Below are 20,382 nucleotides of genomic sequence, written 5' to 3' on the forward strand. Positions count from 1 at the left end.
CCCGAACGACGGCCTGGCCCGGGCCCGTCGCGCCGCGGGACTGGCCGCCCTGGAGGACCGCGACTACGACGCGGCCGTCTCCGACTTCACGGAGGCGCTGCGGCTGCGCAAGGACGACCAGGGCGACCTCGTGGAACTGCTGCGCATCGCGGCCGAATTGCGAACGCGCGAGCAGGCGCGTCAGCAAGGCGAGCAGGCCCGCGCCCAACGCGAGCCCACGCCGGCTCCCGCCCGCTCCGTCCAGCGCACGCGTCCGGCGCGCGGTACAGCCCGGGCCCAGCCTCGCCAGGAGTCCCCTTCCGCGGACGAGGCACGCGGCGGGTTGCTGCTGGTGACGTCCACGCCCCCCGGGCTGATGGTGCGGGTGGACGGCAAGCCCATGGACCTCACGCCGGCGCGGCTGCCGCTGCGCGCGGGGACGTACCGCGTGGCGCTCGCGCAGGGTGAGCGCACGCTGGCCGAGGAGACGGTGGCGTTGGGCGAGGACGACGTGCGCTCCCTCAACCGCGACCTCACCGCCGAGCTCGCTCCCGCGCCAAGGCCCGCCGCGACCGCACCGGCCTCCGTGGAGGCGCCGCCTCCCGCCGCCGCGCCCGCGGCCACCAGCCCCGCTGCCACCGCGACGCGCGCCGAATCGCCTCCCACCGCCGAGCCGTCCGTGGCCCCCGCCGCCCCCACGGCGACGGGCAAGGGCCGCCTGGATGTGACGTCTCCCGGCCTCTACGGCGAGGTGTGGATCAACAACCGGCCGTATGGCTTCCCGCCGCTCGTCGCCCAGGGACTTCCCGCGGGGCCCGCGCGCCTGGAGGTCCGCGTCAATGGCGTGGTGAAGCGGAAGCTGACCGTCGACGTCGTGGCGGACCAGAGCACCGCCGTCCGCATCCGCTGACCTGAAGGCCGTTCGCGCGGCGAGCCGCGCTCCCTTTCCGCATCGAGGTCGATATGCGCCGCTGCCGTAGGTGGTCCGAACCTTCAATCGGAGCCCTGCTCCTCCTGTGCGCCAGTCCCGCGCTCGCCCAGGACACCGACGCGGGGAACCTGGGTGACGAGGAGCCCGAGGTTCACAGCCAGGTGGCCTCCTTCGCCGTCACCCGGCTCCAGGAGTCCCCCGCCGTCGTCACGGCGATGAACGCGGAGGAGATTCGCAACTCCGGCGCCCGCGACTTGATGGACCTGCTGCTGCAGATTCCGGGCTTCTTCTTCGGCGTGGACACCCAGGGCGCGGTCGGCCCCGGATTCCGCGGCCTGTGGGGCTACGAGGGCAAGGTGCTGCTCGTCGTGGACGGCAAGGAGATGAACGAGCAGCTCTACTCCACGATGCAGTTGGGCAACGAGTTCCCCATCGAGCTCATCGAACGCATCGAAGTGGTGCGCGGCCCCGGCTCCGTCATCTACGGCGGCAACGCGGAGCTCGCCGTCATCAACGTCGTCACGCGCGGCGTCCAGGGCAGCACGGACCTGATGGTGTCCGGCATGTACGGACAGATGGGCAGCGTGAACGGCCGGCGGGGGCTCACCGTCTCCGGCCGCAAGGTCTTCGAGTCCGCGCCGGGCCTGAGCATCTTCGCGTCCGCCGGACTGTCGCAGGCCCAGCGCAGCAACGGCGTCTTCCAGGACTTCTTCGGCAACTCCGCGCAACTGGGTGGCAACTCGCGGCTGGACCCGACGATGGTGCAGGCGGGCGTGGGCTACAAGGACTTGCAGCTCAGCGTGCTGTACCAGCGCTATGGCACCTCCGCCATCGTCGCCTTCGACGAGGTGTTGGAAGCGCCCGCACCCACCAACTTTGAGTCCCTCCACGCGGAGCTGAGCGACAGGTTCCGCCCGGACGAGCGGGTGGAAATCATCCCCCGCCTCAACCTCACCTTCTCCAAGCCCTTCAGTGACTCGGACCAGGATTCGCCCTTCTTCTACGACAAGCAGGTGCTGCGCCTGCGAGGGCGGACGCTGGCGCGCTGGGCGGCGCTGGACTGGCTGCAGCTCACCGGCGGCGTGGATGTGACGTCCGACCAGGGGTGGGTCAACGGCCCGGTGGGCGTGGGCCTCCAGACGGGCTTCGGCCCCGAGGAGGCCGACAGCGTCTCCTACGTGAACCTGGCGGGCTTCGTGGAGGCCTTCTCCGTCAATCCGTTCGTCAACGTGGTGGCTGGCGCGCGCGTGGAGAACCACAGCGCCTTCGGCGAGTCCTTCGTGCCGCGGCTGGTGCTGCTGCGCAGCGTCGGGCCGTTCAGCGGCAAGGCCCTGTTCAGCCGCGCCTTCCGCGCGCCGAGCATCGAGAACATCAGCCTGGGCGCCGACGTCCGGCCCGAGCGCACCACCGTGCTCGAGTTGGAGGGCACGCTGCGCATGGGAGAAGGCCACGCACTGAGCGCCAACGCCTTCGACATGGGCGTGGCGGACCCCATCATCTATTCATACGACGCGGTGACGAACACGGAGGCCTACCGGAACCTCGGACGCCTGGGCAGCCGCGGCGTCGAGCTGGACTACCACGTGCGCGGAAGCTGGGGCCGCGCCGCCCTCAACTATTCGTTCTACACGCCGTCAGGCCGCAATGACGTGGAGGACTACCAGGTCCCCGGACAGCCCAACGCCTTCACGGGCATGCCCACTCACAAGGCCGCGCTCACCGGCAGCATCAAGGTCCTGCCCTGGCTCACCGTCAGCCCCACCGCCGTCCTCGTGGGCAAGCGCTACGCCGTGGATGTGCCGGATGACGAGGGCAACGCGGCGGTGGAGGAGCTCCCCACGCAGTTGCTGCTCAACCTCTTCGTGCGCGCGCAGGACGTGGGCACGCGCGGGCTGGAGATTGGCGCGGGCGTCTACAACCTGACCGGCACGAACTTCCGCATCGCCCAGCCCTACAACGGCGGCCACGCGCCCATGCCTGTCTTCTCCCGCGAGTTCATGGTGCGCATCAGCTACCTGCTGGACCCTGTCAGCGACGAATAGCAGCACGTCCAAACCTGACGTCCGCCACGGCCCACCTTCCCTCCGGAGGGTGGTCCGTCTGCCTTTGCAGCAATGCGTCACAGGGAATGAACTGCCACAGACTTGCAATCACCGGATTCTCGCTGGTACTTTCTTCGCCATTCGAAATAACTCGCGTTCGTTCGCGGCTGCTCCACGCCTTTCCGACGCGCCGCCCCAGTAAACGACGACTCTCGAAGCACCCTTGTTTCTTCGCAGTGGGAATGAAGTCTTCCAGCCGTGGAGGGCAGCGCATGCAACCGAACAAGCGTTTCGCGTGGGCGTGGGTGGCGGCGGGCGTTTTCGCGGTGTCTGGTCTGGTGGCGGGATGTGACCCTGAAGAGGACCCCACGCCAACGCCTGACGCAGGACAGCAGCACCCCGATTCAGGCACGCGGCCTGACGCCGGCACGCAGCCGGACTCGGGCACACAGCCCGACTCGGGCACGCAGACTGACGCCGGCACGGAGCCGGACGCGGGCACCGAGCCCGAGGAAGACGCCGGCACCGAGGAAGACGCCGGCACCGTCCCCACGCTGCCCCTGGCCGTGGACGGCACCTGGATTCCCAGTGGCTACATGGGCGACGGCTCGCGGGGCGGCGTCACCTACGACGGCACCGAGTGTCTGCCTGGGCGGGCGGGTTCGCAGCGGGGCGCCTGCCACAAGTTCACCTGGACGCCTGGCAGCGACGGTTGGGCGGGCGTGTACTGGCAGTACCCGGAAGGCAACTGGGGAGACGAGCCCGGCTTCCGCGTCCCGGACGGCGCCAACACCGTGTCCTTCTACGCCTGGGGCACGGAGGGCGGCGAAATCGTCTCCTTCATGGTGGGAATGAACGCCGCCGACGGTTTCGAGGTGAAAGAAGCGAACGTGGCGCTCACCACCACCCCGACCCAGTACACAATCGACATCAGCCGCGTCCGGTATGGACAGGTGGTGGGTGGCTTCGGATGGACCGCCGATGGAAGGACGACTCCGCTCGTCTTCTTCATCGACGACATCCACTGGCACTGACACCCACCCCATCCTCGCGGCGGAACGGAGCGAGAGGACGATGCGAGTGGGAACGGCGGTGACGACGGTCGATGCGGCGGGCATGCGCGCGCAGAACAGCAGCCTGCTGCTCAACATGATCTGGCGCGAGCGTCAGATTTCCCGGGCGGAGATCGCCCGGCGGACGGAGCTCAGTCCGTCGACCGTCTCCGCCATCGTGGCGGACCTGGAGCGCTCCGGCCTGGTGCGCAGCATTGGCGCCGGGGTGTCCCGGGGCGGCCGTCGCCCCACCCTCATCGGCTTCTGCGATGACGCGTTCAGCCTCATCGGCGTGGAGATGGGTGCCACCCACGTGACGGCCGCGCTCACCGACCTGCGCGGCCGGGTGCGCGCGTACCGGCACGCCAGCCATGCAGTCCGTGAGGACCCCAAGGGCACGCTCCAGAAGGTGCGCGAGCTGGTCCAGGAGGTCCTGGACGCCGAACGCGTACCGCGCCGCTCCGTGGCGGGCATGGGCATCGCCGTGCCCAGCCCTGTCCACCCGTCCGCGCCCGGAAAGCTGTCCCCGCTGCTGGTGCCGGCCTGGCGCGACTACGACGTGCAGGAGTCACTGCGGAGCGCGTTCGGCCTGCCAGTGTTCGTGGACAACGACGCGAACCTGGGCGCGCTGTCGGAGTGCTACTGGGGCGCGGGCGTCAACGGCGAGGACCTGGCGTACATCAAGCTGGCCACGGGCATCGGCTCCGGCCACATCATCCACGGCGACGTCTACCGTGGCGCGGGCGGCACCGCGGGCGAAATCAGCCACATGGCGGTGGACTCCTCCGGACCGCAGTGCGTGTGCGGCCTGCGCGGCTGCCTCGTCACGCTCATCGGGTCCGCGGCCCTGCTGGAACGGGCGCGGGAGCTGATGGGCCGCAAGGACAAGCGCGCCCTCACGGTGCGCGAGCTGGTGGAAGGCGCGCGGGCGGGTGAGCCCGCCGCACGTCAGGTCATCGACGGGCTCGGGCACTACCTGGGCATCGCCGTGGCCGGTCTGCTGAACCTGCTCAACCCCGCCATTGTCGTGCTCGGCGGCGAAATCTCGTCGGTGGGAGACCTGCTGCTGGACCCGCTCCGCGCGTCGGTGCGCAAGCGGGCGCTGTCCACCTCCATGGCGGAGACGCGCATCGTCACCTCCGCGCTGGGAGACCGCGCCATCGCCGTGGGCGCGGCCACCCTGGTGCTCCAGGCGGCGCTGCGTGACCGAACCCTCTTCCCTCTCCAACACATAGGCAAACCTGCATGACGCTCCCGCGCCTCCTCCCCATGGCCGTGGCCCTCACGGGCCTCGCCTGTGACCCGGCCGCCAACCGGGTGAACCGCCCTGGCACCCCGCCACCCCACACCAACCCGCAGCCCAGCACGGACTGGGAGCTGGTGTGGCAGGACGAGTTCGATGGACCGGAGGGGACGCCGCCCTCACCCGAGCGGTGGGTGCACGACGTGGGGGGGCACGGCTGGGGGAACGAGCAGCAGGAGTTCAACACCGACCGGACCGAGAACACCGCGCATGACGGCGCCGGCAACCTGGTCATCACCGCGCGCCGCGAGCGCTACAACGGCCGGGACTACACCTCCGGGCGCATCCGGACGCAGGGCCGCTACGAAACCACGTATGGCCGCATCGAGGCGCGCATCCAGCTCCCCGTGGGCCGCGGCATCTGGCCCGCCTTCTGGATGCTGGGCGCGAACATCCACAGCGTCGATTGGCCGGAGTGCGGCGAAATCGACATCATGGAGTACCGGGGCCAGCTGCCGTCCATCCTCCGGGGCTCGCTGCACGGGCCGAGGTACTCCGCCGGCAACAACCTCGGCCAGGACTACGTCGTCAGCGGCGTCCGGCTGAACGAGGACTTCCACGTCTACGCGGTGGAGTGGGAGCCGAACCGCATCCGCTGGTTCCTGGACGGCACCGCCTTCTTCGAGGCGACGCCCGCCCAGCTCCCCGAGGGCGCCCGCTGGGTCTTCGACCAGCCCCAATTCATCATCCTCAACGTCGCGGTGGGTGGAAACTTCGTGGGCCCGGTGGGCCGGGACACGGTGTTCCCGCAGCAGATGAAGGTGGACTACGTCCGCGTCTACGCGAGGCCCACGTGAGGGTCGCGCTCTGGGCGCTGACACTCCTGCTGGTGGCCTGCAAGGTGGAACCCCGCCCACGGCCGCCCGGAGTGCTGTTCGTCTCCGTGGAGCAACAGAGCACCTGGGTGCGCAACTTCAACCCGCTGTTCGCGGGCGCGGGCGCTCGTTGGCCCACGCGCGCGGGCGTCTACGAGTGCCTTGAAATCTTCAGCCCCGCGGTGGGCCAGTGGACGCCCTGGCTGGCCACCGGCCACGCGTGGTCCGAGGACCGCCGCACGCTGCGCTTCACCCTGCGCCCCGGCGTGCGCTGGTCCGATGGAAGACCTTTCACCGCGGACGACGTGGCCTTCACCTTCCAGTTGCTCGAGCAGCACGCGGCGCTGGACGCGGGCGGCGTGTGGCGCTTCGTGGAGGACGTGCGCGCGGAGGACGCGCACACGGTGGCCTTCCAGTTCTCCCGCGTCTACATCCCCGGCTTCGCGGAGCTGGCGCAGCAGCCCATCGTCCCCCGGCACGTCTGGGAGAAGGTGGCGGACCCGGTGACGTTCACCAACCCGCAGCCGGTGGCCACCGGGCCCTTCACCGAGGTCACCGTCTTCCGCAACCAGGTCTACGAGCTGGGCCGCAACCCGTACTACTGGCAGCCCGGCAAGCCCGCCGTCTCCGCGCTGCGCTTCTTGGCCTTCCCCACCAATGACCAGGCCAACCTGGCGCTGGTGGAAGGGGAAGTGGACTGGGCGGGCAACTTCGTCCCCGCCGTGGACCGCACCTTCGTCGCCAGGGACCCGGCGCACCACGGCCGCTGGTTCCCACTCTACGGCAGCACCGTCTTCCTCTACCCCAACACCACCCTGCCGCCGCTGGACGACGTGCGCGTGCGCAAGGCGTTGAGCATGGCGTTGGACCGCGAGCGGCTGGTGGAGATCGCCATGTACGGCTACACGCGGCCGGCGGACGCCACCGCGCTCAACGACGCGTACGCCACGTGGCGCGACGCGGACGCGGCCCAGGGTGCTTGGGTGAAGCACGACCTGGAGGCGGCGAAGCGGCTGCTGGACGAGGCGGGCTTGAAGGAAGGCCCGGACGGGCTGCGGCGCAAGGCGGATGGCCAGCCGCTCGCGCTGGACATCGAGGTGGTGGGCGGCTGGTCCGACTGGGTGCGCGCCGGACAGGTGGTGGCGCGGGACTTGCGGAAGCTGGGCGTGCAGGCGCAGCTGCGCACCTACGAGTTCGGTGCGTGGTACGCGCGGCTCCAGAAGGGCGAGTTCCAGCTGGCCATCTCCTGGTCCCTGGACGGCCCCACGCCGTACACCTTCTACAAGTGGCAGCTCTCCCCGCGCACCGTGCGCCCGGTGGGCGAGGTGGCCGCGTCCAACTGGCACCGCTTCGGCGATGAGGAGGCGGACGAGCTGCTGACGCGCTTCGAGCGCACGGACGCCGAGGACGCGCAGCGCGCGCTGATGGCGGCGGTGCAGCGGCGCTACTCCGAGCTGGCGCCGTCCATCCCCCTCTTCCCCAACCCGTCCTGGGGCGAGTCCAACTCGCGGCGCTTCACCGGCTTTCCCACCGAGCAGAACCCCTACGCGCGCCTGTCCCCTCATGCCGAGCCCGACAGCCTGCTGGTGCTGACGTCGCTCGCCCCCAGGGAGCCCTGAGCGCCATGGCCTACGTCCTGCGGAGGTTGGGCTTCTACCTGCTGGCGGCCTGGGCGTCGCTGACGCTCAACTTCATCATCCCCCGGCTGGCACCCGGTGACCCGGCGTCCGCCATGTTCGCGCGCTTCGAGGGCCGCGTGCAGCCCGAGGCCATGGTGGCGCTGCGTGCCGCCTTCGGCTTCACGGAGGCGCCCTGGTACGTGCAGTACGCCACGTACCTGAAGCACCTGCTGCGCGGCGACCTGGGCCTGTCCTACGCGTACTACCCGGCGCGCGTGTCCGAGGTGATTGGCACCGGCCTGCTGTGGACGCTGGGGCTGGCCGGGTGCGCGGTCATCATCAGCTTCACGGTGGGCTCCTTGCTGGGCGTGCTGGCCGCGTGGAACCGCGGCGGGTGGCTGGACGCGACGGTGACGCCGGCGCTCGCCTTCCTGGGGGCCTTCCCCTACTTCTGGCTGGCCATGCTGGCCCTGTACCTCTTCGGGTTCGGGCTCGGCTGGTTCCCGCTGCGGCACGCGTACTCGCACGACCTGGAGCCGGCGCTGTCCTTCACCTTCGCGGCGGACGTGGCGCGTCACGCCTTCCTGCCCGCGGCCTCCATCGTCGTGGCCACGCTGGGTGGATGGATGCTGAGCATGCGCAACACCATGGTGGCCACGCTGGGCACGGACACGCTCCGGCTGGCGCACGCGAAGGGACTCCCGCCCCGGCAGGTGATGCTGCGCTACGCCGCGCGCAACGCGCTGCTGCCCAACGTCACGGGCTTCGGCATGGCGCTGGGCTTCGTGCTGAGCGGCTCGCTGCTGACGGAGATTGTCTTCTCGTACCCGGGCACCGGCTACCTGCTCATCCTGGCCGTGCGCAATCAGGACTACCCCCTGATGCAGGGGCTCTTCCTGACCATCACCTTCGCCGTGCTCGCCGCGAACTTCGCCGTGGACCTGCTGTGTCTGTGGTTGGACCCGAGGACCCGCGCCCATGCGTGACCTTCTTCGACGGCTGCTGCGCCAACGCAAGGCGGCGGTGGGCGGGAGCATCCTGCTGGGCTTCATCGTGCTCGCGCTCATCGGGCCCTGGCTGGTGATGGACCCCACGGAGCTGGTGGGCCGTCCCCACCAGCCGCCCTCCTCCGCGCACTGGTTCGGCACCACGGGCCAGGGCCAGGACGTGCTGGCGCAGACGGTGGTGGGCGCGCGAGAGACGCTGGCCATCGGCTTCGCGGTGGGCGCTCTCGTCACGCTCATGGGCGCGCTCATCGGCGTGACGTCCGGGTACCTGGGCCGCCGCGTGGATGACGTGCTGACGCTCACTACCAACGTCTTCCTCGTCATCCCCGGCCTGCCGCTGGCCATCGTCCTGGGCGCCTACCTGCCCTCCGGCCCCTTCCGCATGGTGGTGGTGCTGTCGCTGGCCGGCTGGGCCTGGAACGCGCGTGTCTTCCGCGCCGAGGCCATGGCCCTGCGCAACCGGGACTTCGTCTCCGCCGCGTTCGTCGCGGGGGAGAGCCGCTCGCGCATCGTCGTCCGGGAGCTGCTGCCCAACATGGCGTCGCTGCTGGGCTCGTCGTTCATTGGCAACACGCTGTACGCGGTAGGCGCGCAGGTGGGCCTGGAGTTCCTCGGCCTGGGCGACGTGGGCGCGGTGACGTGGGGCACCAACCTCTACTGGGCCGGCAACGACGCGGCGCTGCTGACGCGCTCCTGGTGGGTCTTCGTGCCCACGGGCTTGTGCATCGCGCTGGTCGGCTTCTCGCTGACGCTGCTCAGCTCCGCCATCGACGAGGTGACCAACCCGGCGCTGAAGGCGCCGCCAGTGGCGACCACGGCGGTCCGCTCGGCGCGGTCCTCTTCGGCGGACGCGGCGCCGCCGCCCGGCGCCCTGCTGAGCATCCGAGACGTGTGCATCGAGTACGCCACGGAGCGTGGGCCCGCGCGGGTGGTGGACTCGGTGTCCTTCGACATCGCGCCCGGTGAGGTGTTTGGACTTGCGGGTGAGTCCGGTAGCGGCAAGTCGACGCTGGGATACGCGCTGCTGCGCCTGCTGCCTCCGGCCGCCAGCATCACGCAGGGCCGCATCATCCTGGATGGCACGGACGTCACGGCGCTGGATGAAACCGCGCTGCGCGCATACCGCTGGAGCCAGGTGTCCATGGTCTTCCAGAGCGCGATGAGCGCGCTCAACCCGGTGCTCACGCTGGGGGACCAGTTCCACGACACCCTCGCCGCCCATGGGCGGACCACCCGCGCCGCGGCCCATGCCCGAGCACGGGAGCTGCTGGCCATGGTGGGGCTGGCACCGCAGTGGGTGGACGCGTGGCCGCACCAACTCTCCGGTGGAATGCGGCAGCGCGTGGGCATCGCCCTGGCGCTGGCCCTGGAGCCGAGGCTGGTAGTGATGGACGAGCCCACCACGGCGCTGGACGTCGTGGTGCAGAAGGAGCTGCTTCAGCGCGTGCTGGAGTTGAAGCAGCGGCTGGGCTTCGCGGTGCTCTTCATCACCCATGACCTGCCACTGCTGCTCGCGCTGTCGGACCGCGTCGGCGTCCTCCAGGGCGGCAAGCTGGTGGAGGTGGACACCGCCGAGCGCCTGCGCACGGAGGCGCGTCACCCGTACACGCGCCTGCTGCTGTCCTCCTTCCCGCACCTGAGCGCGGCGGACGCGCAAGTGCCGGCGGACGTGACGCTGGCGAGCTCGGAGCGCGCGCCGCCCCAGGCCGCCGCGCAGGGAGGTGGCCGATGAGCGCCCCGCTGCTGGAGGCCACGGAGCTGCTGCGCACGGTGCCCGTGGGCGGCTTCCTCTCCCGTTCGCGCCGCACCTTGCTCAACCGCGTGTCCTTCACCCTGGAGCGCGGCGAAATCGTCGCGCTGGTGGGCGAGTCCGGCAGCGGAAAGTCCACCCTGGCCCGGGTGCTGGCGCGGCTGGACACGCCGGATGCCGGCAGCCTGCGGCTGGGCGGCGAGGACGTGCTCACCCTGGAGCGCGGCGGCGCATCGCTCGCGTACCGGGGCCGCGTGCAGATGGTCTTCCAAGATCCCTTCGCCTCACTCAACCCCGTCCACACCGTGGCCCATCACCTGGAGCGCCCGCTGCTGCGCCATGGCCGGGCCACACGCGCCGGACTCGAGGACCGCGTCCACGCCCTGCTGGAGTCCGTGGGCCTGACGCCCGCGGAGCAACTGGCACAGCGCTACCCCCATGAGCTGTCCGGCGGCCAGCGGCAACGCGTGGCGGTGGCGCGCGCGCTGGCCGTGGAGCCAGACGTCATCATCGCGGACGAGCCCACATCCATGCTGGATGTGTCCACGCGCCGGGGCGTGCTCCAACTGCTGCGCGGCCTGACGCGCGAGCGCGGCATCGGCATCCTCTTCATCACCCACGACCTGGCCAGCGCGCGCCACATGGCCGACCGCGTCCTGGTGCTGTACGCGGGCAGCGTCGTGGAGTCCGGCAGGACGGCGGACGTGCTCGCCGCGCCCCGGCACCCGTACACCCGGCTGCTCCTGTCCGCCGTTCCGGACGGCGCGGACTTCCTCAACACCCCGCTGCCGGTGCGGCCCGCCACGGGCCCCATGCCGGTGTTCGGCTGCCCCTTCGCGCCCCGCTGTCCCCATGCGGACGCGCGCTGCCACGACACCCTCCCCCCAGCTCACGTCCACGGCGCGGCCCACACGGTCCGCTGCCATCTCGAATCCTCGAAAGGAGCCTCCGACAATGCGGCAGTTCCCCAATGACTTCCTGTGGGGTGTGGCCACCTCCGCCTTCCAGATTGAGGGCGCCACCAGCGCCGATGGGCGCGGTGAGTCCATCTGGGACCGCTTCGCCGCCACCCCTGGCAAAATCAGCGACGGGTCGGACGGCAAGGTCGCGTGCGACCACTACCACCGCTGGCGCGAAGACGTGGCGCTGATGCGCTGGCTGGGCGTGAAGTCCTACCGCTTCTCCGTGGCCTGGCCCCGCGTGCTCCCCACCGGGCGCGGCGCCGTGAATGCCGCGGGCCTCGACTTCTACTCGCGGCTGGTGGACGGGCTGCTGGACGCGGGCATCGAGCCCTTCGTCACGCTCTACCATTGGGATTTGCCCCAGGCGCTCCAGGACCTGGGCGGCTGGCCTTCCCGCGACACCGCGAGCGCCTTCGTCGAGTACGCCGACGTGATGAGCCGCAAGCTGGGCGACCGCGTGAAGCGGTGGATTACCCACAACGAGCCCTGGTGCATCAGCGTGCTCGGCTACGGCAACGGCGAACACGCCCCCGGTCACAAGAACTGGGGCGAGGTGCTGGCCACCGCGCACCACACGCTGCTGTCCCACGGCCAGGCGGTGCCCGTCATCCGCGCCAACGTGAAGAACGCGGAGGTGGGCATCACCCTCAACCTGTCGCCCGCGGAGCCCGCGTCTCCCAGCCCCGAGGACGCGGAGGCATGCCGCCGCCATGACGGCAGCTTCAACCGCTGGTTCCTGGACCCACTCTACGGCCGCGGCTACCCGAAGGACGTGGTGGAGGACTACGTGAAGGACGGGCGCCTCGCCTCGTCCGCGCTGCCCTTCGTGCGCGACGGGGACATGGCCGCCATCGCCGTCCCCACCGACTTCCTGGGCATCAACTACTACTCGCGCGCCATCATGCGCAGCGACCGCATCCCCGAATCCCAGAACGCGCCGCGCACCGTGCACCCCGAGCCCGAGCGCACGGACATGGACTGGGAGGTGTACGCCCCCGCCCTCACCCGGATGCTCGTGCACCTGCACACCGACTACCAGCCCGGCCCCCTCTACATCACGGAGAACGGCTGCGCCTACGCCACCGGCCCCAGCGAGGACGGCAAGGTGCATGACGACAAGCGCGTGGCGTACCTGCGCTCGCACCTGGAGGCGTCACTGGAGGCCATCCGCCAGGGCGTGCCGCTCGCGGGCTACTTCGCCTGGTCGCTGATGGACAACTTCGAGTGGGCCTTCGGCTACCAGAAGCGCTTCGGCATGGTCTACGTGGACTACGACTCGCAGCGCCGCATCCCGAAGGACAGCGCTCATCTCTACAAGGCCCTGGTGGAGAAGAACGGGCTGGATGTGGAGCTCGCCGCGTGAACGCCATCGTCCTCGTCACCAGCCTCGCGCTCACGCTGGGTCAGGTGCCGCCGCCCAGCGGGCCCCAGACGCCCCCGCCTTCGTCGGACGCGCCGGTGGTGCGGGTGTCCCCCGTCACCGTCAACGCGGCGGCGCAGGCCGTCCGCGTGTACCGGGACGAGCGCGGCTTCAAGCTCCAGGTCAACGGCCGGGACTTCCCCATCCTCGGCATGAACTGGGGCTACACGCCCATTGGCGAGAACTACCGGTACTCGCTGTGGACGGAGAAGGAGGACTTCATCCGCGCGGTGCTGCACCGCGAGATGACGCTGCTGCGCGACATGAGCGTCAACGCCATCCGGCAATTCGACGACATCCCGCCGCAGTGGGTGACGTACATCCACAAGAACTACGGCATCTACACCGTGGTGAACCCGCTCATGGGCCGCTACGGCACGAACGTGGATGGCGTCATGGTGCCGAACACGGACTACTCCAACCCGAACCACCGCCGCGCGCTGCTCAATGATTTGGCGCAGAAGGTAGAGAAGTACCGGGACGTGCCCGGCGTGCTGATGTGGATGCTGGGCAACGAGAACAACTACGGCCTGCACTGGACCAGCTTCGAAATCGAGGCACTTCCTGGCCAGGAGGACACCGCCCGCGCGGAGCACCTCTATTCGCTGATGGGCGAGGCGGTGCGGACCATCAAGCAGCGCGACACGCTGCACCCCGTCTCCATCGCCAACGGTGACTTGCAGTACATCGACCTCATCGCGCGGCTGATGCCCGAGTTGGACATCCTGGGCTCCAACGTCTACCGCGGCCCCTCCGCCCGTGACTTGTTCGACGAAGTGCTGCGCAAGCTGAACAAGCCCGTCATGTTCACCGAGTTCGGCGCGGACGCCTACGACGCCAAGGCCGGCCGCGAGGACCACGTGGCGCAGGCCGAATATCTGCGCAAGCAGTGGGAGGAGATCTACTCCCAGGCCTACGGACAGGGCCGCGCGCAGAACGCCCTGGGCGGCTTCGTGTTCCAGTGGGTGGACGGCTGGTGGAAGTACAACCAGGAGGCCAACCTCTCCATCCACGACACCACCGCGTCCTGGCCCAACGGCGGCTACGAATCCGACTTCGTGCCCGGCCAGAACAATATGAATGAGGAGTGGTTCGGCATCTGCGCGCTGGGCCCCGAGGACGAGGCCGGCATCGCGCGCATCCAACCGCGCACCGCGTACTACGTCCTCCAAGCGGCCTTCCGCATGGACCCGTACGCCCCCACCACCAATCCCGACACCATCCGCGAGCACTTCGCGTCCATCCGCCCCACGGAACTGTCGCGCGGTTACGAGTCGTCCATCGCGCTGGCCCGGGCGGATGACCTCAGCGCGGTGCGCGTCTCCAACCTGCGCCTGATGATGGACAGCTCACTCTCGCGCGGGAGCATCGCCACGGTGCGGCCCAACCAGGTGGCCGCGGACCACACGGAGTCCGTCTTCTTCGACCTGGCGCTCCAGCCGACCTCGGGCGTGTACGGGCGCGCCTCATTCAACGTCGTGGGCAACGTGGCGCAGAACCGCCTCAACAACATCTTCTATGAGAACCGCGGCACGCCCCCCGCGCCTGCCACGGCCAACGGCGGCGTGGGCCAGGCCCCCGTGCCCGGCGTGGGCAACCCGGCGGGGCAGCAGCCGCTGGGCCTGGACCGGCTCGCGCTGTACCAGGCCGAGTTCAAGCTGGACCGCGCGGACTTCCAGTTGGAGGGCTTCTACCGCACCGCCCACTACCACTGGGGCGAGGAAGGCGACTTCTTCGGCCTCTACCGTGAGGCGAACTACGGCCCCGCCCTGGACATCTACAAGGGCAACGCCCCCTTCGGCGTCGTCTTCACCGGGAAGAACAACCTGGAGGGCCTCAAGGTGGCGGTGGGCCCGGAGCTCTACTGGGGCGCCAACCCGTCCATCGTCGCCAAGTACCGCCGGAACGTGGGGCCGGTGACGCTGACGCTGATGCACCAGGAGGACATCGCCCGGGGCTCCACCCAGCTCACCGCCTCCGTCATCCGCGAGCGCGTGGCGCGCAGGTCCACGCTGTCACTGGGATGGACGAAGGGGCCCATGGCACTGGAGGTGGGCGGCATCCTCGCGGCCCCGCAGCGCGTGGGGGAGGAGTTCATCTGGTCTCGCCCCACGGACGGCCCCAGCTACCTCGACAGCGGCTACGAGGTGATGCGGGACGAAATCCGGATGCTCGACACCCTGGGTGCGAAGGCACGCCTCACGTATGACCTGGGCGCGGTGCGAACGTTCCTCCAGGGCTCCTACCGCGGCCTGGTGGCGGACGGCGGTCCGGAGCAGGGCATCCTGCTGACGGGCTGGAGCCTGCGCGAGAGCGGCCGTGGCAACCACTTCGGTGGACAGGCCGGCGCGGTGGTGCAGGTCGGCAGCGCGTTCCAGGTGTCGCCCAACCTGCTGTACCAGAAGCCCCTCATCGGGCCCAACCCACGCATCGAGGACGCGTTCGACCCGGAGTCGGGGCGGTACTTCGCCGGCGTGCGTCCGCGCAACGTGCTGGTGGATGCCTTCACCGTCCTGGACAACCGCGAGACGCTGGGCGCCGAGCTGCTCCTCACCTTCGACCCCACGCCCGGCACCTGGTTCTGGCAGTGGGACCGCGACATGCGCGAGGACGCGCCCTTCGCCGCGGGTCTGGACCTGGTGTACCGGCGGCAACCGACGTCTCGTGACGCGGGCATCGCCATCCTCGCGGATGGCAGCATGGTGGCCTTCGGCAACGCGCCGTCCGCTCGGGACGAATGGGAGGCCACGCTGCGATTGGTGACCAACCCGGTGCAGCGGCTGAAAATCTTCGGCGCCGCCTTCGCCGGCAGCAACCAGTCCTCCGGCGAGGACGACCGGCAGGTGCGGCGCTTCGGCGTGGATGCCTCCGTGCTGTGGGACACGCTGATGCTGACCACGCAGCTCCACTTCAACAACTGGGGCCCGTATGACTACCACCGCGTCTTCAACCTCACCTATCCCATCCAGCTCGGTGGGGACCTGTCCTACGGCCTCAAGCGCCCGGTGATGGGGACGGTGACGACGCGCTTCGGCGTGCGCGGATTGGTGCGCATGCTGGACCAGTACTCGGAAGGGCTCAGTCAGACGGCGCTCGACCAGGGACTCGAAGGCCGCGAATTCGAGGTGGGCGCGTATGCCATCCTGTCTCTCTAACGGAGGACGTATGAAGACGTGGCTTCTGCTGGCCTGCGCCGGAGTCGTCACCGGCTGCTACGACCCCGCCAGCTTCGTGTATGGCGAATCCCTGGACGGACTCACGCTCCAGTTCCACAGCCCGGACGTCGGCATCTACCCGGACCAGTCCGTTCTGGACGATCCGAACAATCCGTTCCGAAGCAGCACGCCCGGCGCGGAGACGAAGTGGGACATCGAATCCCGCGCCGGAAACGTGGCCGCGTTCTATTCGTGGGCCACGTTGCTGGCCCGCGAGCCGGGCGGCGAGGCCCAGTTCTACGTGGGTAACAACCTGCTCGCCATCTACCAGAACGGTGAGGCGCGTCAGGAGGACCTGCCGCAAGTGCGGCTCCAGGCCATCCGCGCGTATCAAACGATGCTCGATTCCTTCCCGGACGCGGTGACGTACGACGCCACGGGCACCTACGCCTATGACCTGGCGACGCCCGCGTACAAGGGCATCGTGGAGATGGAAGGCGCGGTGCAGGGCGGTTGGGTGTTGATGAGCACGGCTGGCGGCGGAGACCGGGCGGTGCGGCCATGAGACGCGCGGGCTTCGCGGTGCTCATGCTCCTGGCGGGCTGCCGTCCCGACCCGGGCGTGCCGGACTACACGGACCAGGGCTACAACCGGCCCGACGCGGGCGGGGAACCCAACGACGAGGTGCTCCCGGGCCCCTACCCCTATGTGGAGGGTCAGCGGCGCCTGGGCGTGGGTTTCTACGAAGGGGGCCGCTCCCAGGACATCCCGGTGGACAACACCACCGTGCACATCTACCTCTACGAGGGCACGCTCTCCCTGGAGCCCTCCACCACGCGCATCGAGGGCCGCCAGTCCGACCTGGTGGTGCACGCGGGCAAGACGTGGCTGGGCTTCGGCGTGCACTGGAACACCCCGCGCAACCTGGATGGCTGGACGACGTTGCACGTGAGCCTCAACTCGGCCGACCCGGGCTTCGCCAACGTGTCCATTGGCATGAATGACGACCAGAGCGTCCAGTTGCCCGCGTCACAGTACGGTTACACGAATGATGGGCAGTGGCACCACCTGGCCATTCCGCTGGCGGACTTCGTCGCGGGCGGGTTGCAGCTCAACGCAGTGCAGGCGCCGTTCGTCTTCATCGCTGGCGCGGGCCCAGCCGCGGACACGCTCCTGCTCGACAACGTGTATTTCACCGCGGACTGAGCCAGTCCCTCCGTGGAGCCCGGCCCGCTGTGGGGGCTGTCACTGGTGACGGGGTGCGCCACCATGGGCGGCGCGCCCTACTGCTCTGGCAGCCAAAACCAACGCCCATTGGAGCGTAGCGCGCCCGCTAGAAACTCCGAGAAAGAGCGCGCGATTTGGCGGCAGTAGGCCGGATCCGGAAACGCTTCGTTGTAGCCGTCGCGAATGGGGTAGCGGCCGTCCAACTGGTGGCTCACATCGAGCAGGATGTAGTTGCTGTCCCGCACGTCGCAGAGGGCATACCAAGACGAGGGACCGGCCTTGTCCGTGTCCTTCTTCCTCATGGTCACCCGTGCGCGACGAATCTCCGCGAGCGGAAAGAAGGAGAAGGCGGGGTCAACAGTCCCAAAGAGGTCTGCGCCATCGCAATGCAGGTAGAAGGCGCGGAGGTCTGGGTCTAGGCGCCATCCAACGCTTTGCTCGAAGGCCGCGATTTGAGCGGGCGTAGCAGGGGGCCGCGCGTGGTGAACGCGGGACACCTCTTCGAGCAAGGCAGGCATTTGCATCGGGCTACTCTCCGTAGGGGTAATCCACGCCCACCTGGGTCCAAGGAGGGTCGTTGGCGTAGCACTCGTTATAGAGGTCGAAGAGTTCCGTGTGCAGGTCCTTGGGGAACGGGATGATGTTGTCCCAGTCGGTGGGGTTGCCGCCGTGCCAAAGGTCCCGAACGTGATGCCCTTCGTAGAGTCGGCCGTTGGGCTCCGTGGGCCATGCGCCAAAGCGGTTTGCCCACGCTTCCCGGAACCCTGGGCGGGCGTTGCTCCAGCGGCTACGGGCTGCTGCGGTCTGGTCAGGGCTAAGCTTGCCGTAGTTGCAGCAACAGTGGGTCATTCCAAAGCGGCTTCCGGCCCTCATCACGGTGCCCTGGAAGTCCATTTTCACGTCCGCGAGCCACATGCAGCCCTGGAGAGCGTGGCCGCTCCCTGAGCACTTGTTTGCGCAGTAGTCCATGAGCTGGCGGCTGCACTGCCACGGCCCGTAGTAGATGACGGTTCGGAACTGGCCGCCCCCAGGCACGTTGACAGGTGGCCCGACCCACTTCCGGACAGCGTTGGCCGTGCGCGGGAGTGGAGTTTCAGCACACGCCGCGAAGAGGAGTGCCACCAGGGTTGCGTGGCAGCACACCCGAGTAGTGTTGGATTTCAGTCTTGGCATTGTGCGCTGCGAAAGCACGATGCAACCTGAGTTGTCTATTCCTCTGAATGGGTAGTCCGTGGGGGTGAAGTTGCCCCGGTTCCGCAGAGCGTTCCGCGCTTTCGCCCTCAAGCGGCAACGCGCGCTTCTTGTCGTGCACGTTGGCCGCAGAGAGCAACACTGCCAGCGGGCTGACCTTCTTCCCTCTGTCCCTGGGGTTCTTGCCCGTTTCGGCCCCCCTTTTTCGCCCGGACACTGTTCGAGTCAAACGCGGCGTGGCTCCGGTCGATGCGCCCCTTCATGCCCAGTTCGTCCAGATGGGCATCCGTTTGCTCGGCTGTACGTCCCGGATGAACTGCCGGTGCGGTCATGAAACGAGTTCTTAGCGGCGCCTCCGCTGCTGGGGACGAGCGGGCTTCGCCTTCGTCTCCGGAGGCAGCTCGTCCAACCACGCCCGCACCGCCTCGGCCTGGAGCGCCCGGCCCGAGGCCGTGAAGCGCTCACGCGCCTTCGCCGCCTCGGTCCGCGCCTCCACACCCTGCCCTTCCTTCCACAGCGCCCGCGCGAGCGCGAAGCCCGACTCCCCCAGCGAGTCCTCCTGCGCGCCCGTGAAGGCAACCGCCTTGCGCAGCGGCGCCAGCGCCTCGCGCGTGCGCCCCAGTCCCAGCAGGGCCTGCCCCACGCCGTCGTAGGAGTACTGGAGGTCCTCGTCGTCGGGCCCCAGTTGGGCGTGCTTCACCGCCAGCGCCGCCTCATAGACTTTCAGCGCCTCTTCGTGGCGGCTCAGCGCGAGCAGGCTCATGCCCTCCTCGTCGAGCGCCTCCGCCAGCTTCAGGTGACTGTCGCCCAGCAGCTCGCGGTGCAGCGCCACGGAGGCCTGGGCATGCGCCAAGGCCCGCGCGAACTCTCGCTGCTCGCGCAGCGCCATGGACAGGCCCTGGTGGCGCCGAGCCACGTCCAGGTGCCGAGGCCCCACCGCCGCCTCCGTCTGGCGCAGCGCATCCTCCATCACCCGCACGGCCTCCGGGAAGGCCCCCACCTCCAGCAGCACCCGCCCCAGTGAGAACGTCACCCGCGCGCGCTTCGGATGGCCCGGCACCAGCGCGTCCGTCAGCACGGTGTTGGCTTCCTCCAGCAACGCCCGGGCGTCGTCCGTCTGACCGCGCATCAACGCGAGGTTGGCCTCGTTCACCAGCAGGTCGCCCCGCAGCACCGCGTCCCCGCCCAACCGCTGGAGGGTCGCCTTGCCCAGACGTGCCCATTGAGAGGCGTGCTCGAAGCGCTCGCGCTCCCCTTCCACGTAGAGCAACTTGTTGAGAATGGAGACCTCCAGCCGGTCCGCCCGGCCCGACGTGGCGTCATAGACGGCCTGCTCCAGCAGCCCCGCGCCCCTATCCTTCTCCCCCAGCACGGCCTGGAGCCATCCCTGGTGGAAGCGCAGCTCCGCCGTCAGCGGCGCGTACCGCGCGGCCAACACCCGCGACTCCACCGCGTTCGCCGCCGCCAGCGCCTGGGGATAGCGGCTGGTGTCCACCAGCGCCTTCACCTCCGACAGCGCGCCTTCCAATGACTCCAGCTCCGCGCGCATTGCCGGGTCCGCGGGCCGGGGCTGCTGGCTCGCCAGGGACTCCACGTCCGCGCAGTCCTCGGGTGAAGGCAGCGCATACGCCGCGTCCAGCGCCTTCTCCACGCCCGCCTTGTCCACCTGGGACAGGGCGCCCACCAGCGCACGCAAATCCTTGTGCCGCCGCTCCAGACACACCACGCGCTGGGTGAACAGCGCCTCCGGCTGCACCTCGCGCAGGCGCGTGGCCTCGCACGCGTCGGTGTGCTGCTGCGCCCAACTGCTGGCATAGGCATCCAACACCTGCCCCACCCGGCCCGCCATGTCCCCCGCCAGGGGGCTGCCCGTGGCCGCGAAGGCCGAGGACAGTCGCTGCTTCGCCTCGGCCCCCCAGCTGTCCGCCA

16 protein-coding genes are annotated in these 20,382 nt (G+C 69.5%); 13 read left to right on the top strand and 3 right to left on the bottom strand.

The genetic code is table 11. The features are described 5' to 3' along the window. The 13 genes from FMQ63_RS33775 to FMQ63_RS33835 all read left to right on the top strand — a co-directional run. Positions 1-889 (top strand): PEGA domain-containing protein (locus FMQ63_RS33775; RefSeq protein ID WP_141276918.1); only part of this gene is annotated, 889 nt, incomplete at its 5' end. Between the two features lie 53 nt (positions 890-942). Then, entirely contained in the window at positions 943-2,952 is a 2,010-nt protein-coding gene (locus FMQ63_RS33780) for a TonB-dependent siderophore receptor (protein WP_011556477.1), read from the top strand. Positions 2,953-3,224: 272 nt separating this feature from the next. Then, entirely contained in the window at positions 3,225-3,986 is a 762-nt protein-coding gene (locus FMQ63_RS33785; RefSeq protein WP_026113856.1) for a hypothetical protein, read from the top strand. Positions 3,987-4,026: 40 nt separating this feature from the next. Further along, positions 4,027-5,253, top strand: coding sequence for an ROK family transcriptional regulator (locus FMQ63_RS33790; protein WP_011556479.1), 1,227 nt, complete (start codon positions 4,027-4,029; stop codon positions 5,251-5,253). After that, the gene (locus tag FMQ63_RS33795) at positions 5,250-6,104 is read left to right on the top strand and encodes a family 16 glycosylhydrolase (RefSeq protein ID WP_011556480.1); all 855 of its coding nucleotides are present in this window, start codon (positions 5,250-5,252) and stop codon (positions 6,102-6,104) included. Before FMQ63_RS33790 ends, FMQ63_RS33795 begins: the two co-directional genes overlap by 4 nt. Next, positions 6,101-7,741: an ABC transporter substrate-binding protein gene (locus tag FMQ63_RS33800; RefSeq protein WP_011556481.1), complete on the top strand. Its 1,641-nt coding sequence runs from the start codon at positions 6,101-6,103 to the stop codon at positions 7,739-7,741. Before FMQ63_RS33795 ends, FMQ63_RS33800 begins: the two co-directional genes overlap by 4 nt. Before the next feature lie 5 nt (positions 7,742-7,746). Continuing rightward, on the top strand, positions 7,747-8,727 hold the full coding sequence (locus FMQ63_RS33805) for an ABC transporter permease (protein ID WP_011556482.1): 981 nt from the start codon (positions 7,747-7,749) through the stop codon (positions 8,725-8,727). Beyond that, complete coding sequence (locus tag FMQ63_RS33810) at positions 8,720-10,480, top strand: dipeptide/oligopeptide/nickel ABC transporter permease/ATP-binding protein (RefSeq protein ID WP_011556483.1); 1,761 nt, start codon at positions 8,720-8,722, stop codon at positions 10,478-10,480. The genes FMQ63_RS33805 and FMQ63_RS33810 overlap by 8 nt, the downstream gene beginning before the upstream one ends. Further along, the gene (locus FMQ63_RS33815) at positions 10,477-11,472 is read left to right on the top strand and encodes an ABC transporter ATP-binding protein (RefSeq protein ID WP_011556484.1); all 996 of its coding nucleotides are present in this window, start codon (positions 10,477-10,479) and stop codon (positions 11,470-11,472) included. Before FMQ63_RS33810 ends, FMQ63_RS33815 begins: the two co-directional genes overlap by 4 nt. Continuing rightward, positions 11,453-12,823: a GH1 family beta-glucosidase gene (locus FMQ63_RS33820; RefSeq protein WP_011556485.1), complete on the top strand. Its 1,371-nt coding sequence runs from the start codon at positions 11,453-11,455 to the stop codon at positions 12,821-12,823. The genes FMQ63_RS33815 and FMQ63_RS33820 overlap by 20 nt, the downstream gene beginning before the upstream one ends. Continuing rightward, entirely contained in the window at positions 12,820-16,035 is a 3,216-nt protein-coding gene (locus FMQ63_RS33825; RefSeq protein WP_026113857.1) for a glycoside hydrolase family 2 TIM barrel-domain containing protein, read from the top strand. Before FMQ63_RS33820 ends, FMQ63_RS33825 begins: the two co-directional genes overlap by 4 nt. A gap of 10 nt (positions 16,036-16,045) precedes the next feature. Continuing rightward, positions 16,046-16,600 (top strand): hypothetical protein, encoded by a 555-nt coding sequence (locus tag FMQ63_RS33830; RefSeq protein WP_225909562.1) that lies wholly within the window; start codon positions 16,046-16,048, stop codon positions 16,598-16,600. Continuing rightward, positions 16,597-17,241: a hypothetical protein gene (locus FMQ63_RS33835; protein ID WP_011556488.1), complete on the top strand. Its 645-nt coding sequence runs from the start codon at positions 16,597-16,599 to the stop codon at positions 17,239-17,241. Before FMQ63_RS33830 ends, FMQ63_RS33835 begins: the two co-directional genes overlap by 4 nt. A 77-nt stretch (positions 17,242-17,318) precedes the next feature. On the opposite strand, the gene FMQ63_RS33840 is transcribed toward FMQ63_RS33835, so the two are convergent. The 3 genes from FMQ63_RS33840 to FMQ63_RS33850 form a co-directional block, all read right to left on the bottom strand. After that, on the bottom strand, positions 17,319-17,786 hold the full coding sequence (locus FMQ63_RS33840) for an SMI1/KNR4 family protein (protein ID WP_011556489.1): 468 nt from the start codon (positions 17,784-17,786) through the stop codon (positions 17,319-17,321). A gap of 4 nt (positions 17,787-17,790) precedes the next feature. Beyond that, positions 17,791-18,177: a hypothetical protein gene (locus FMQ63_RS33845; protein ID WP_228556540.1), complete on the bottom strand. Its 387-nt coding sequence runs from the start codon at positions 18,175-18,177 to the stop codon at positions 17,791-17,793. A 619-nt stretch (positions 18,178-18,796) separates the two neighbouring features. Then, positions 18,797-20,382, bottom strand: a 1,586-nt coding sequence (locus FMQ63_RS33850; RefSeq protein WP_141276920.1) for a tetratricopeptide repeat protein, incomplete at its 5' end; no start/stop codon positions are given.

It is taken from the genome of Myxococcus sp. CA005, from assembly GCF_006518205.1.
Classification (GTDB): Bacteria; Myxococcota; Myxococcia; order Myxococcales; family Myxococcaceae; genus Myxococcus; species Myxococcus xanthus.